This window comes from Streptomyces sp. NPDC026417 (genome assembly GCF_055567695.1).
Genome location: NZ_JBVHPY010000001.1, coordinates 535,106 through 549,677 on the forward strand (window position 1 = coordinate 535,106; position 14,572 = coordinate 549,677).

Below are 14,572 nucleotides of genomic sequence, written 5' to 3' on the forward strand. Positions count from 1 at the left end.
GTCCGGCGGTCCGGCATCCCGTCAGGACGCCGTGCCCTGCTCCCCGGACGGCCTGCGGTGACGGCCACGGGGGGCCGCCTGTCCGTCCTGGGCGGAGACGGGACCCCGGTGCTTGCCGTGGCCCTGGTCGGACTGCGCCACGGACCCCCGGGGGTCGGTTGCCGCCATCTCCGTCTTCTGTGCGTTGCTCATCGGAAGAGTTCACCCCGTCAACAAGATCCTTTACAGCCGGGCGAGTCTAACCGGCGACCACAGGACGCTGACCGGCGGCCACGGCCTCCCCGCCGTCGGTCGCCCGCTCCTCGCCGGCGCCGGTCTCGACGGTCGTCCCGACGGCGACCCACACCACGGGTTCCGGTTCCGCCGGGCCCTGCTGGACCGGACTCGGCACCGGAGGGGTGGCCGCCGTGAGACCGCCGGAAGCCTCGGCCTCCGGCAGGGGTGCGCGGGAGGCCTGCGCGACGGGGATCCAGGTGGGGGGCAGCGGGGCGGCCGTTCGGCCGGCGGGGGCGGGGGACGGGTCGGGGGTGCCGGGCAGGGGCGCGCGGGAGGCCTGGGCGACGGGGATCCAGGTGGGGGGCCGGTGGCCGGCCGGTCGGTCGGCGGGGGCGGGCGCGGGGGCGGGGGCTGCTTCGGGGGTGCCGGTCCCGGGGGACGGTTTCCCGTCGGAGGTGTCCGTCGTCGGCGCCACCCGGATCCAGACGGCCGGTTCCCCGCCGGGGTCCGGGGCGGAGAGGTCTGCGAGGGAGACGGGCGGGACCACCGGGCCCGGTGCGGCGGCCCGGGTCGGCGAGACGGGGACGACCGGCAGGACGGGCGTGAAGATCGGGCTTGACGTGACGGGCGTGACGGGCGTGGCCGTCGGGTCCGACGTCAGGCCCGGCGTGGCCGGCGTGACGGCGGGGTCCGGGGTTCCCGCCGCGACGACGGCGCCGTGCTCCGTCGTGACCGGTGCGGCTGGACGTTCCCCCGTCGTGACCGGTGCGGCTCGATGCGTGGGGGCGGCCGTGGGCGTCTCCTCGGGCCGCTCCTCGTCGAGCCCGACGGTCGGACGCGGGTCCGCGAGTCCCGCCGTGCGCAAGGCCGTCGCCTGCGTCGGTGCGTGCTGCGCCGGGGGTGTCGCCTCGGCGTCTCCCGGTCCCGGCGTCGCGTCCGCACCCTCCCTCGCAGGCGCCGCGGCCCGTACCGCCGCCGGGTGCGGCTGCGGTGCGAACCCCGCCGCGGGTGTCTCCCGGGTGTCTCCCGTCGCCCCGGGAGCCGCGGGCGGCATGGCCGCCCCCGCAGCCGGGTCCGTCACCGCATGCCAGGTCAGGAGCCCGGTCGAGGAGGTCTCGCCGGATACCTCCGGGGTGGTCTCGGTGCCCCGGCCCCGCGTACCCGGCAGGGCGCTCGTGCCGCCCGGGGGCCCGGCCACCGGCCCCGTGTCCGCACGGAAAGGGCTCACCTGCCCCGCGCCGGCCGACTCCGCCGCGGGGGCCGTCGGCCTCCCCGCGACGGGAGGGGACGGTCGCTTCCTCGGCGGGCGGGTGCGGCCGGTGAGCGGGGCCTGCTGGAGCGGCACGGGACGGAGCGCCGTCGGCTCCGTCGGCTCGGGAGCGGCCGACGGCTCCGCGGCCCACGCCGCCTCCGGCCCGGCGTCCGCTGCCGGTGCCGTCACGGCAGCCGCACCTCCTGCGTCCCGGGTCCGCGCGGGCGCGGCCGTCCGGGCCACCCCGCAGGCCACCGTGCCGGTCGTGTACGGCAGTTGCAGCACCCCGTCCCGGGTCCACAGGCCCGTACCCGCCAGCCACCCCTCGGGCGCCGCGAGATGGTGGACCTGCCGGTCGGCGGGCCGCCAGATCCCCACCCAGGTGCCCGCCGCGCCGTCGATCCGCAGCGCCACCGCGCAGCTCTCCGGCGTCAGCACCTGACCCGGCTGGATCGCGAAGGGGGTCACCGAGCAGTCCGTCATCCGCAGCGCCTCCGGGAAGCGGACCGGCAGCGTGCTCCCCAGTACGCCCCAGCCCAACCGGTCGTACCCCGGCGAGGGCGCGTCGGAGCGGATCAGCAGCAGCCCGCTGTCGGGGTCCGCGAGCAGCAGCCGGTCGTTGCTCCGCTCGGCGATCTGCAGCAGCGGCGACACCTCGCCGCCGCGCTCCAGGTCGACCACGACGGCCTTGGTCCGCCCGGCCGTCTCCTGGTCCAGCGCGAGCAGCCGCTCCGTACCGTCCAGCCAGACGCCTCCCGAACAGCGTCCGGGGACCTCGGCAAGATGTTCGGGCCCGAATGCGCCGCCAGCGACCAGCCACACGGCCGTCGAGTGCCGGCCGACGGCGAGGGCGTACGCGCGCTCGCCGCCCGGCGCGGGGGGCAGCAGCCGCAGCCGGGTGCCCTCGTCGGGACACTCCACGGCACCGAGCGGCAGCTCCCCGGTCGCGGGGCCGGTCGGGTACAGCAGCGAGAACGCGTGCCGCCCGTCCACCACGCGATGGATCAGCACGCGCCCGTCGGTCATCGGCAGCACCTCGGTGCCGGGCTCCTCGGGCTGGTTGCCGGGCAGCGGCACGGCGTACGGCTCGGGTCCGTCGAGCGTCCAGCGCTCCGGGAACCAGGACTCGCCGTCACGGGCGAGGCGTGCGCCGTAGCTTCCGTCAGCGGTGATCACGCATCCGGGCCGCTGGGCCCGCTCGTTCCCGTCCGCCGCGGACGATGGGGGTCCCCCCTGCGCGGGTGAAGTCGCGGGCTGGGGAGAGGCACAGGCCGTCATCGTTCGGTCACCTCCGGCGACGAAGCTAGTTTTCGCACGCACAGACGTGGGACCGGCGAGCAGCCGCTTCACACATAAGGGTGGCCCTGCCGCGATTCGCCTGAGGAAACGGGGACGCCTGTGCTGAGCGGGGGAGCGGGCGGCCCGCACGGAGGGCGTCCGCCGGCCGTCGCGGGGGTCCGCCGCGGCCGCCGCCCGGGGTGGCCCGCGGGGTGGCCGTCGAGCGGGGGTCGGTGGTTGCCCGGGGCGGTCCGCGGGCCGTCGTGGGTGAGCTGAGCGGCGGCGCTCGGGGGCGGCGTCCGCCGGTCGTCGTAGGACCGGCCCGGTTCGCCGCCGGCGGCCGCGCGCCCGTCGTCCCGGAGCCCGCCTCGGCCGCCGCTCGCCCCCCCCCGCGGTCCGGCGCGGACCTCCCGCGGGCCGCGGCCCGCTCCGCCCGGGGTGTGCGCCGCCCTCGCCCGCCCACTCGCCCTCCGGCACTCCCCTCACGGCCGAACGGCGGCCGGGGCGACCGGGGGCGGGCGGCCCGACGCGTCACCGTGACCGTTCAGGTGCCCCGCGACCGGTCGGGCAGGGACGTGAGCCAGGTAGCCTTTCCCCGTGCCCCGTCTGTCTGAAGTCATCGCCGCGCTCGACACTCTCTGGCCGCCCGGGAGGGCCGAGGCCTGGGACGCGGTCGGCACGGTCTGCGGCGACCCGGACCAGGACGTCTCCCGGGTGCTGTTCGCCGTCGATCCGGTGCAGGACATCGTCGACGAGGCGGTGAAGCTGGGGGCCGGCCTGCTGGTCACCCACCACCCGCTCTACCTGCGCGGGACGCACACGGTCGCGGCGACGCACTTCAAGGGCCGGGTCGTCCACACGCTCATCAAGAACGACATCGCCCTGCACGTCGCGCACACCAACGCCGACCGGGCGGACCCGGGTGTCTCGGACGCCCTCGCCGGGGCGCTGGACCTGCGCGTCGTACGGCCCCTCGTACCGGACCCGGCCGATCCGGAGGGCCGCCAGGGCCTGGGGCGCGTCTGCGAACTGGACCACCCGCTGACCGTCCGCGACTTCGCCGCCCGCGCCGCCGAGCGGCTGCCCGCCACCGCGCAGGGCATCCGCGTCGCGGGCGACCCCGACGCGCTCGTACGGACCGTCGCCGTCAGCGGCGGCTCCGGCGACAGCCTCTTCGACGCGGTGCGTGCCGCCGGCGTCGACGCCTTCCTCACCGCGGACCTGCGCCACCACCCGGCGTCGGAGTTCGTGGCGGACGGCACCCACAGTCCTCTCGCGCTGCTCGACGCGGCGCACTGGGCCACCGAGTGGCCCTGGTGCGAGCTGGCCGCCGCCCAGCTCGACGAGATTTCCGACCGTCACGGATGGGGACTCCGCGTCCACGTCTCCCGGACGGTCACCGACCCCTGGACCGCCCACGCGGCCTCACCGCACACATCCACAGGAGCCCCCAACTGAACGCCGCGCCCGCCGACCAGATCCGACTCCTCGACGTCCAGTCCCTCGACGCCCGCCTGCAGCAGCTGGCGCACCGGCGCAGGTCGCTGCCCGAGCACGCCGAGATCGAGTCGCTGAACAAGGACCTCGTCCAGCTGCGCGACCTGCTCGTCGCCGCCCAGACCGAGGAGAGCGACTGCGCCCGCGAGCAGACCAAGGCGGAGCAGGACGTCGACCAGGTGCGCCAGCGCGCCGCCCGCGACCAGAAGCGCCTGGACTCGGGTGCCGTGTCGTCCCCCAAGGACCTGGAGAACCTCCAGCGCGAGATCACCTCCCTCGCCAAGCGGCAGGGTGACCTGGAGGACGTCGTCCTCGAGGTCATGGAGCGCCGCGAGTCCGCCCAGGAGCGGGTCGCCGAGCTGACCGAGCGCGTGTCCTCCGTCCAGTCGAAGATCGACGACGCGACGGGCCGCCGCGACGCCGCGTTCGAGGAGATCGACGGCGAGGCGTCCTCGGTGACGAAGGAGCGCGAGGTCGTCGCGGGCTCCGTCCCCGACGACCTCCTGAAGCTCTACGACAAGCTCCGCCAGCAGCAGGGCGGCGTCGGTGCGGCCCGGCTGTACCAGCGCCGCTGCGAGGGCTGCCGGCTGGAGCTCAACATCACCGAGGTCAACGAGGTCAAGGCGGCCTCCCCGGACACCGTGCTGCGCTGCGAGAACTGCCGTCGCATCCTGGTGCGCACGTCCGAGTCCGGCCTGTAGGGACATACGGGTGCGGGAGTTCATCGTCGAGGCCGACGGCGGTTCCCGGGGCAACCCGGGACCCGCGGGGTACGGCGCCGTGGTGATCGACGCGACGACGGGGGAGACCCTGGCGGAGGCCGCCGAGTTCCTCGGCGTCGCCACGAACAACGTGGCGGAGTACCGGGGCCTGGTCGCGGGTCTGCGCGCCGTCCGTGAGCTGGACCCGGCCGCCTCCGTCCGCGTCCGCATGGACTCCAAGCTCGTCGTCGAGCAGATGTCGGGCCGCTGGGAGATCAAGCACCCCGACATGCGGCCTCTCGCGGCCGAGGCGGCGCGGATCCTGCCCGCCTCCCAGGTCACCTACGAGTGGATCCCGCGCGAGCGGAACAAGCACGCGGACCGGCTCGCCAACGAGGCGATGGACGCGGGCAAGCGGGGCGAGCAGTGGTCGGCGGCCCGTTCGACGGCCGACCTCGCGGCGCGCGCGGCGAGGACCGCGGCGCCCGAACCCTCCGGCCCGCCCGGCGACGCGGCGGCGGGCGCGGCGAGGGCTCGCGCCGCGCTCTCCCGGGCCCCTGCGACGTCGCCGACCTCCGCCGTGGCGCCCGCGCCGGCCCCGACCACCTCGGTCACGCCGACCGCTGACGCGTCGGTCGCCCCGGCCACCTCGGTCACGCCGACCGCTGACGCGTCGGTCGCCCCGGCCACCTCGGTCACGCCGACCGCCGATGCGTCGGTCGCCCCGGCCACCTCGGTCACGCCGACCGCCGATGCGTCGGTCGCCCCGGCTGCGGCCGGACCGGAGGCCTCGCCCGCGCCCGGACGGGAGACCTCGGCGGCGCCCGGCCACGACCTCCGTGCGGACGCCGACGAGACACGAACCGCCGCGGACGCAAGTGCCCCCGCCGGAACTCCCGCCGATGAGCGGGCCCCCGCCGGGCCTCCCGCCCGTGAGCGGGCCGCCGCCGACGTGCGTGCCGCGCGGAACGTGGCCGGGGCGACGGCTGCCGCCGGCCCCGCCGCGCCCCCCGACCTGGGAGCCCCCGCCACCTTCGTCCTGCTGCGGCACGGGGAGACGCCGCTGACGCCGCAGAAGCGGTTCTCGGGGAGCGGGGGAAGCGATCCGTCGCTGTCGGACGTGGGGCGGCACCAGGCCCGCCGGGTCGCCGCGGCACTCGCCGCGCGCGGCACGATCGAGGCGATCGTGTCGTCACCGCTCGCCCGGTGCCGGGAGACCGCGGGGTTCGTCGCAGCCCGCCTCGGGCTGGACGTCGCCGTCGAGGACGGCCTGCGCGAGACCGACTTCGGGGCGTGGGAGGGCCTGACCTTCGGGGAGGTGCGCGCGCGCCACCCCGAGGACCTCGACGCCTGGCTGCATTCCGCGGAGGCCGAACCGACCGGCGGCGGCGAGAGTTTCGAGGCCGTGGCGCGCCGGGTCGCCGCGACCCGGGACAAGCTCCTCGCCTCGTACGCCGGCCGCACGGTGCTGCTCGTCTCGCACGTGACGCCCGTCAAGACGCTCGTACGACTGGCCCTGGGCGCCCCGCCCGAGTCCCTGTTCCGCATAGAGCTGTCGGCGGCCTCGCTGTCGGCGCTGGCGTACTACGCCGACGGGAACGCCAGCCTGCGGCTGCTGAACGACACCTCGCACCTGCGCTGAGCGGCGCGGGCCCGCCCGCACTCAGCAGGGGCGCAGCGCCGCCGCCTCGCGCGCCAGCGCCTCCACCCGTGCCCAGTCCCGGGCCGCCACCGCGTCCCCCGGAAGCATCCAACTGCCGCCGACGCAGCCGACGTTGGGCAGTGACAGGTACTCCGGCGCGGACGCGAGGCCGATGCCGCCCGTGGGGCAGAACCGGGCCTGCGGAAGGGGTCCGGCGAGCGACCTGAGGTAGGCGGTGCCGCCCGCGGCCTGCGCCGGGAAGAACTTCATCTCGCGTATGCCGCGCTCCAGCAGGGCGACCACCTCCGACGTGGTCGACACCCCCGGCAGGAACGGCACCCCCGACGCCTGCATCGCCGCCAGCAGGACGTCCGTCCAGCCGGGGCTGACCAGGAAGCGGGCGCCCGCCGCGACGGCGTCCCCGACCTGTCCCGGGGAGAGCACCGTGCCCGCGCCGACCACCGCCCCCGGCACCTCGGCCGCGATCGCGCGGATCGCGTCCGTCGCGGCGGGCGTCCGCAGCGTCACCTCGATCGCCGGCAGCCCGCCCGCGACGAGCGCCCGCGCCAGCGGTACGGCGTCGGCGGCGTCCTCGACGACCACCACGGGGACGACGGGAGCGAGGTCCAGCACGGAGCCGACCGGGGGGAGGTGTCCGGGGGCAGGCGGCGGCGAGGGCAGCGGCGAGGTCATGGCCTCATCCTGCCCGGCGCGTGCATCATGCGCAAAGGTCGTTGCGTATGATGCAACGACTGGGGAAGGTCAGTGGATCTCCGTGACCACCACGTCCAGATTCCAGGTTCGGCCCGCCGTCGCGGGCGCCTGCGGCTCCACCGCGTACCCGAGGTCCCGCAGCGCGTCCACCAACTCGGCCGGATTCCCCGGCGCGGCGCCCGTGGCGAGCAGACTGCGGACGATCCGGCCCTTCGTCGCCTTGTTGAAGTGGCTGACGACGGAACGCTTCTCGACCCCGTCGACCCACTGCGCGTGCAGCACCCGGACCGTCGCCGTCCGTCCGGCGACCTCGCCCTTCGGCTTCCAGGCGCTCGCGTACGCCGACGACCGCAGGTCGAGGACCAGCCCGGACCCCGCCGCCTCGGGGAGCACCTCGGCCATCGGCGTCCGCCAGCAGGCGCCCAGCGCTCCGAGCCCCGGCAGCTTCACGCCCATCGAGCAGCGGTAGGAGGGAATCCGGTCCGTCACCCGGACCGCGCCCCACAGCCCCGAGAACACGAGCAGCGACCGCGCGGCGCGCCGCTTGGCCGTCGCGTCCAGGGAGGCCAGGTCCAGGGCGTCGTACAGCACCCCGGTGTAGATCTCGCCGGCCGGCCGTGTCCCGGCCGTCCGCAGGGCCGTGTTCTTCGCGACCTCGCCGCGCAGCCCCTCGCTCAGGCCGAGTACCTCGCGCGCCTTCTCCTCGTCCGCCGAGCAGAGTTCGACCAGCTCGTCGAGGACCGCCCGACGGGTCTCGGTGAGCCCCGGAAGGGACAGCGAGTCCAGCCGGAGAGCGGTGCCCCGGCCGGACGGGGCCTTTCCCTCGGAGGGCGGCAGCAGGACGAGCACGGTGGTTTCTCCTCACGGTGGGGTGGCCCGGCGCCAGGGTACGGGGTGCCACGAGGCCGCCGGCCCACCCGGGGCACCACCCGGGACCCCCGCCCCGGACCGTGCGTCCACCCGCCGGGGGCGCCGCCTCGCACCGCCCGACCGCGCTTCCGGGGCGCCACCCCGGACGGCCCGCCTGCTGCTCCTGGGGGCCGGTCCCGGACCGTGCGTCCACCCGCCGGGGGCGCCGTCCCGCACCCCAGGGGGACCGCCCGGCCCCGTCCGTGACCCGGTAAGCAGCCTCCCGTACGCCGTCCGCACGGATTTCTGCCTACGCTCGCTCCATGCCCCGCCGTCACATACGTGTCACCGGCGCAGCCGAGGCCCCGCTGCGGGCCGCGCTGCGCGCACTGCGCACCGAACTCGACGTGCCCGAGACCTTCCCGCCCGGTGTCCTCGCCGACGCCGAGCGGGCCGCCGCGGCGCCGCGGCTGCCGTCCCACGACGCGACGGACGTGCCGCTGTTCACCATCGACCCGCCCGCCTCCACCGACCTCGACCAGGCCATGCACCTGTCGCGCCGGCCCGGCGGGTACCGCGTCCGGTACGCGATCGCGGACGTCGCCGCGTTCGTCGACCCCGGCAGCGCCCTGGACGCCGAGGCCCACCGCCGGGTCATGACGCTCTACTTCCCCGACGAGCGGGTGCCGCTGCACCCGCCGCTGCTCTCCGAGGGGGCGGCCAGCCTGCTGCCCGGCCAGGTCCGCCCGGCCGTCCTCTGGACGATCGACCTGGACGCGGACGGCCGTACCGAGTCCACCGACGTGCGCCGCGCCCTCGTCCGCAGCCGCGCCCGGCTCGACTACGCGCACGTGCAGAAACAGCTCGACGACGGGACGGCGGAGGAACCGCTCGCCCTCCTGAAGACGATCGGCCTGCTGCGCGAGCGGCTGGAGGTGGAGCGGGGCGGCATCTCCCTCGGCGTCCCCGAGCAGGAGATCGTCGAGGAGGACCACACCTACCGGCTCGCCTACCGTGCCTCCCTCCCCGCCGACGGCTGGAACGCGCAGATCTCCCTGCTCACCGGCATGGCCGCGGCCGACCTCATGCTCGCCCACGGCACCGGCGTCCTGCGCACCCTCCCGGCGGCACCCGACGGCGCGGTCGGCCGGCTGCGCCGCACGGCGAAGGCGCTGCGCATCGACTGGCCCCACCACGTCTCGTACGCGCAGCTGATCCGGTCACTCGACGCGCACCTCCCGCACCACGCGGCCTTCCTCCAGGAGTGCACCACCCTCCTGCGCGGCGCGGGCTACACCGTCTTCCGCGACGGCGCGCTCCCCGGCCTCACCTCGCACGCCGCCGTCGCCGCGCCCTACGCCCACTGCACCGCCCCGCTGCGCCGTCTCGTCGACCGCTACGCCGCCGAGATCTGCCTCGCCGCCGCGGCCGGCCGGACACCCCCGGAATGGGTGCTCGCCGCCCTCGACGGACTTCCCGGCGAGATGGCCGAGGGCACCCGGCGGGCCGGCACCGTGGAGCGCGAGTGCGTGGACGTCGTCGAGGCCGCCCTGCTCAAGGACCGGGTCGGGGACCTCTTCGACGCCTGCGTGGTGGACGTCAAGGAGCGTGAATCCACCGTCGGCACCGTCCAGGTGGAGGACCCGGCGGTCGTCGCCCGCATCGAGGGCGGCACGGCGCCGCTGCCGCTGGGGGAGCGCCTGCGGGTCCGGCTCACTCGGGCGGACCCGGGAACGTCGAAGGTGACCTTCACGCCCGCCTGACCACCCGCACACCGGGCCCTTCCCCGGGCATAGAGCGGGGCGGCCGGGCGTTGCCCACCTGCAGAGCGCCGGCGAGCGCCTGGGGAGCCCCTGCGGGGATTCGGGAGGGAGACCGGTGGGCGGGACGGAAGAGGCCCGGTGGACCCGGGCCACCCTCGGCCGGGACGGACCGCGCCTCGACCTGCTCACGGCACGCTTCGACCGGCACCGCTACGCCCCGCACGCCCACGAGGAGTTCACCGTCGGCGTCTGCGTCGGCGGCACCGAGGTCATCGACTACCGCGGCGGCCGGATCCGCACCGGCCCGGGCTCCATCGTCGTCCTCGCCCCCGGAGAGGTGCACACCGGAGGCCCCGCGGCCTGCGACGGTTACGCCTACCGCGCCCTCTACCCGGACGCGTCCCTCCTCGCCGAGGGCACCCTCTCCCCGCCCCACTTCCGCGAACCCCTGCTGGACGACCCCGAGCTGGCCGCGGCCCTGCGCACGGCGCACACCGAACTCAGCGCCCACCCCGACCCCTTGGAGGCCGAGTCCCGCCTCCCGTGGCTGCTCACCGCCCTCGCCCGCCGCCACTCCACCGCCCGCCGGACCGGCGACACCGTGCCGGGCGCGGGCGCCGTCGCCCTCTCCGTCCGCGACCGGCTCGCGGACGAACTGCTGGCCCCGCCGTCCCTCGCCGACCTCGCGGCCGACCTCGGCCTGTCCCGCTACCAGCTCCTGCGCGCCTTCCGTACGACCATGGGAATGCCGCCGTACGCCTGGCTGGCGCAGCACCGGGTCGCCCGCGCGCGGGGCCTGCTGGAGGCCGGGCGCCGCCCCGCCGAGGTGGCCGGCCTGGTGGGCTTCGCGGACCAGGCGCACCTGACGCGCTGGTTCCGCAGGGTGCTGGGGGTGACCCCCGCGGCGTACCGGGCGAGCGTGGCGCCGACGGCTCGGAGCGGGCGGGCGCCCTCCCCGGCCCGCAACAGCGTTCAAGACACCGTGCCGCACGGGGGCCGACACTCGTCCGCATGACTGCACGCGGCTGGCTCCTGTTCTCCCTGATGGGAGTCCTCTGGGGCATCCCCTATCTGATGATCAAGGTGGCGGTGGACGGAGTGTCCCCGTCGATGGTCGTCTTCACGCGCTGTGCGCTCGGCGCGGCCCTGCTCCTGCCCTTCGCGCTGCGGCAGGGCGGCCTGCTCACCGTCGTACGGGCCCACTGGCGTCCCATGCTGGCGTTCGCCTGCATCGAGATCGTCGGCCCCTGGTGGACCCTGACGGACGCGGAGCGCCATCTGTCCAGTTCCACGGCGGGGCTGCTGATCGCGGGCGTCCCGATCGCCGGCGTGGTCCTGGCCCGCCTCTTCGGCGACACCGAACGGCTCGGCGCCCGCCGCGGCGTGGGTCTCGCCCTCGGGCTCGCGGGCGTCGCGACGCTGACCGTCCCGCATCTGACCGGTGGCGACGCGCGGTCGCTGGCGGAGGTCCTGCTGACGGTGATCGGCTACGCCACCGCGCCGCTGATCATGGCGCGTCACCTCAAGCAGGTCCCGACGCTCCAGCTGATCGCCCCGTGCCTGCTGCTCGCGACGGCCGTGTACGCCCCGGCGGCGGCCGTGACCTGGCCGTCCTCGGTCCCGTCGGCGCCGGTCCTGGCCTCGCTCGCGGGCCTGGGCGTCATCTGCACGGCCCTCGCCTTCGTGGTCTTCCTCGAACTGATCCGCGAGACCGGTCCGACCCGCGCGGTCGTCTTCACGTACGTCAATCCGGCGGTGGCGGTGGCGGCCGGGGTGCTGTTCCTGGACGAGTCCCTGACCCCGGCGGTCGGCGCCGCGTTCGCGCTCATCCTGGCGGGCTCGTTCCTGGCGACGGCGGCCCCGGGACGGCGGGCGTCCGCCCGCCCGGTAGCATGGCGGATACGGCAGACGAGCCGGGCGGACGGCCGCGTGGAGGCCCTTGTGGACCTCCCCGAGGAACGTCCGGGCTCCACAGGGCAGGGTGGTGGCTAACGGCCACCCGGGGTGACCCGCGGGACAGTGCCACAGAAAACAGACCGCCGGGGACCTCGGTCCCCGGTAAGGGTGAAACGGTGGTGTAAGAGACCACCAGCGCCTGAGGTGACTCAGGCGGCTAGGTAAACCCCACCCGGAGCAAGGTCAAAAGGAGACACCCCGGTGTCTCTGCGCGGACGTTCGAGGGCTGCCCGCCCGAGTCCGCGGGTAGACCGCACGAGGCCGGCGGCAACGCCGGCCCTAGATGGATGGCCGTCTCCCCGGCCGCCGCGAGGCAGCCGGGCGACAGAACCCGGCGTACAGCCCGACTCGTCTGCCGCCATGGCCGCTGATCAGCGAACATGCTGGTCAGAACATCTTTCTGCCGGACCAGAATGAAAGTAGCCGTAGGGCGCGGCGGTGGAGATTGGCGTTCTCGGGGCCTGACCTGAGGCAAGCGACCTCTGCCCTGGAGTATTCGGGCTCCGCCACGATGACCGAGCAGCCTACGAAGTTCTGGCCAACGGGTACCTCCTTGACAGCTCTGCTTAGTCCAAAGGCACTACGGAGCGAGTTACATATGGCAATCGATCCAGTGGACCGCACTCGTGACAGGCGGGAAAAATCATCCCGTGGTTGCGGCCGTAGCAGTTGACCTAATGGCACTATCCCGCGCTGAGAGCCGTGGCAGTTGATCTCCCAGGCTTCACCAGCTCACGCAGTTTCGCCCGGGTCTCCGGGTCCGTCGAGTAGATGGCTGTGCCGACCATGCCACGTGTCAAGAGCACCTTGTACGTGTTGCGGATCAACCGATCCACGTCGATGTCCGATGCCGCAGTCTTGCCGTTGCCCTTCCGCAAGGCGGGGTCCTTGGAAGCGGCCCGGTCGACAACCCAGCCGTTCTCCCGCCAGACGAGGTCGGGCCCGATGATCACACCGCTCCAGTCGTACTCGAAGCCCTGCGCCGTGTAGACGCAGCCGACTTGGCCGAAGCCCGCAGGGTCAGTGGCCCAGAGCGCTGATGGCGGTGCGCCCATGATCGACCGCTCACCCTTGAGGTTCCATGGCCGGCCCCAGTCGCCGATCTGAACATCGAGGGGAAGCGGCTCACCGGGCTTGGCATCCGACCAGCGCCAACAGAACCCGGCTGACAACCTGGCCCCGTATCCCTTCGACTGCTTTTCCTCCAGAAGGGCTTCCAATTCCTCCGGAGAATCGACGACATCGAGCTGCATCCGACCATCGGGCTCCCATACGACGGCCTCGTCGCCCTCCAGCCCCAGCAGCCGTACGACCCACCGCAGGTACGCCTCGCTCCCTCCACAGCGGAACTGGCTGTCCAGTTCCACCACCCGGCACTGCAGGTCCTTCTGCGCAGCCGCTGCCTTGATCTCCTCGACGGTCCCCGTCTCCCCGGGCCGTACAACCTGGTGCTGGTCCAGGAGGAAGACGGGCACGCGGGCCACGTCGATCAGTTCCTCAAGCTGCCGCTTACCGGTGCGTTGCGCCGCCGGAGTGAAGCGGCTGGCAGACGTCTCCCGCACGCGATGGGCTTCGTCGCACACCAGCACGTCCAGGCTGTTCCGCTTGGCGGTCACGAAACTGTTGAAGTACTTGAAGAGGTCCCGCACTTCGGGCTTCCGCGCGCCGGCCACCTTGCGCATGGTCTTCGTGAATGACTGTGAGCCGGTCGCGTGCAGAGCGGGGACTCCACGCCGGTACAGGTCCCCGAGGAGCGACAGGGCGATCACACTCTTGCCGGTTCCCGGCCCGCCCGTGATGATCACAACCTCTTTGTGATCAGCCTCGTGCGCTCGCTCGACGGCCTTCAGGACGGTCTCGTACGCCACACGCTGCTCATCGAGAAGGACGAACTGCTCCCGCTCGCGGACCTCCTGTGCCGCGACGGCCATCAACTGCTTCGAAGGCTGGACCTTGGCGAGCAACAACTCGTCGGCTGCCTTGGCTCCGGATGCGGCGCTCAGCTTCGACTGCAAGTATGCGAGGAAGTCCCCGCGCCGGTCCGCTGTGAACATGCGGCCGCGCTCACTGAGTTCGACTTCGTCGAGGCCGGACACGCCGAACGCGGTTGCGTTGTGAAGGTAGGCAACGCCCGAAATCCGCTCAGGATGCTGGGCCAGTGCCCCGTTGAAGGCGACGAGGTAGTCGCAGTAACCGCGCACCTGCTCAATGGGGTTGAGGACGGGATGGGAGTAGTCGTCCAGGATGCACAGCAGAGGATCATCATCGTCGGGGTGAGCCTCGCTCCACTGCTTGAGCTCAACGACGACATACGAGGGCTCACCGGTCCGGGGATGGACTCCGGCGAGAACCGCATCGGCCCGCTTGCTGGTCAACGGCAGCCCGTACTCCAGCAGCACCTCCACCTGACCGAGCCCTGCGTCGAGCAGCACGTCGGTGAGTGCCGGGATGCTCCGGTCCCAGGAGCGTGTCTCTGCCATGCTCGGCCTGTACCCGTGCACCCGAGTGAACTGCTCGGTGAGATACAGGCCCAGCGATCCTTCGAGACGGCGGGCGGCGACCGCGGTGGCGGAGTCACGGAACAGCAAGAAAATGCCCCCAGGCAGCACGAAGTATCTCGCGCGGGTGGGGGCATGTCCTGAGGCGGAAGCCCGGCGGGCCGCAATGACGATTGATCGAATGCTACCGAACGGGCTGCCGGGAG

9 protein-coding genes, 1 other RNA gene and 2 pseudogenes are annotated in these 14,572 nt (G+C 74.2%); 7 read left to right on the forward strand and 5 right to left on the reverse strand.

What is annotated here, in order from left to right; all coding sequences use genetic code 11:
- Positions 1–21 precede the first annotated feature (21 nt).
- Positions 22–192, reverse strand: coding sequence for a hypothetical protein (locus ACZ4NT_RS02290; protein ID WP_183116954.1), 171 nt, complete (start codon positions 190–192; stop codon positions 22–24).
- 1,339 nt (positions 193–1,531) lie between these two features.
- A pseudogene (locus tag ACZ4NT_RS02295) lies at positions 1,532–2,746 on the reverse strand (hypothetical protein); the annotation flags it as partial.
- A 597-nt stretch (positions 2,747–3,343) separates the two neighbouring features.
- Between ACZ4NT_RS02295 and ACZ4NT_RS02300 the strand changes: the two are divergent.
- From ACZ4NT_RS02300 to ACZ4NT_RS02310, 3 genes are read left to right on the forward strand one after another with little or no spacing between them, the layout of a single operon-like run.
- Positions 3,344–4,204: a Nif3-like dinuclear metal center hexameric protein gene (locus ACZ4NT_RS02300; protein WP_121403339.1), complete on the forward strand. Its 861-nt coding sequence runs from the start codon at positions 3,344–3,346 to the stop codon at positions 4,202–4,204.
- Positions 4,201–4,944, forward strand: a complete 744-nt coding sequence (locus ACZ4NT_RS02305; RefSeq protein WP_183116943.1) for a CT398-like coiled coil hairpin domain-containing protein — start codon at positions 4,201–4,203, stop codon at positions 4,942–4,944. The genes ACZ4NT_RS02300 and ACZ4NT_RS02305 overlap by 4 nt, the downstream gene beginning before the upstream one ends.
- Before the next feature lie 10 nt (positions 4,945–4,954).
- Positions 4,955–6,586, forward strand: a complete 1,632-nt coding sequence (locus tag ACZ4NT_RS02310) for a bifunctional RNase H/acid phosphatase (protein ID WP_467722787.1) — start codon at positions 4,955–4,957, stop codon at positions 6,584–6,586.
- A gap of 21 nt (positions 6,587–6,607) precedes the next feature.
- Here ACZ4NT_RS02310 and eda read toward each other — a convergent pair whose 3' ends face one another.
- Positions 6,608–7,279: a bifunctional 4-hydroxy-2-oxoglutarate aldolase/2-dehydro-3-deoxy-phosphogluconate aldolase gene (gene eda / locus ACZ4NT_RS02315; protein WP_467722788.1), complete on the reverse strand. Its 672-nt coding sequence runs from the start codon at positions 7,277–7,279 to the stop codon at positions 6,608–6,610.
- Between the two features lie 69 nt (positions 7,280–7,348).
- Entirely contained in the window at positions 7,349–8,149 is an 801-nt protein-coding gene (yaaA, locus tag ACZ4NT_RS02320) for a peroxide stress protein YaaA (RefSeq protein ID WP_467722790.1), read from the reverse strand.
- A 323-nt stretch (positions 8,150–8,472) separates the two neighbouring features.
- Here yaaA and ACZ4NT_RS02325 point away from each other — a divergent pair, with 323 nt between their 5' ends.
- The 4 genes and pseudogenes from ACZ4NT_RS02325 to rnpB all read left to right on the forward strand — a co-directional run bounded on the left by ACZ4NT_RS02325 (position 8,473) and on the right by rnpB (position 12,223).
- Positions 8,473–9,912, forward strand: coding sequence for an RNB domain-containing ribonuclease (locus ACZ4NT_RS02325; RefSeq protein ID WP_467722792.1), 1,440 nt, complete (start codon positions 8,473–8,475; stop codon positions 9,910–9,912).
- 115 nt (positions 9,913–10,027) lie between these two features.
- On the forward strand, positions 10,028–10,927 hold the full coding sequence (locus ACZ4NT_RS02330) for an AraC family transcriptional regulator (protein ID WP_467722794.1): 900 nt from the start codon (positions 10,028–10,030) through the stop codon (positions 10,925–10,927).
- A 59-nt stretch (positions 10,928–10,986) separates the two neighbouring features.
- Positions 10,987–11,703 (forward strand): annotated as a pseudogene (locus tag ACZ4NT_RS02335) (DMT family transporter); the annotation flags it as partial.
- Positions 11,704–11,821: 118 nt separating this feature from the next.
- Positions 11,822–12,223: RNase P RNA component class A (gene rnpB, locus ACZ4NT_RS02340), an RNA gene on the forward strand.
- Positions 12,224–12,551: 328 nt separating this feature from the next.
- On the opposite strand, the gene ACZ4NT_RS02345 is transcribed toward rnpB, so the two are convergent.
- Entirely contained in the window at positions 12,552–14,456 is a 1,905-nt protein-coding gene (locus ACZ4NT_RS02345; RefSeq protein ID WP_467722796.1) for a DNA/RNA helicase domain-containing protein, read from the reverse strand.
- Positions 14,457–14,572: the final 116 nt, after the last annotated feature.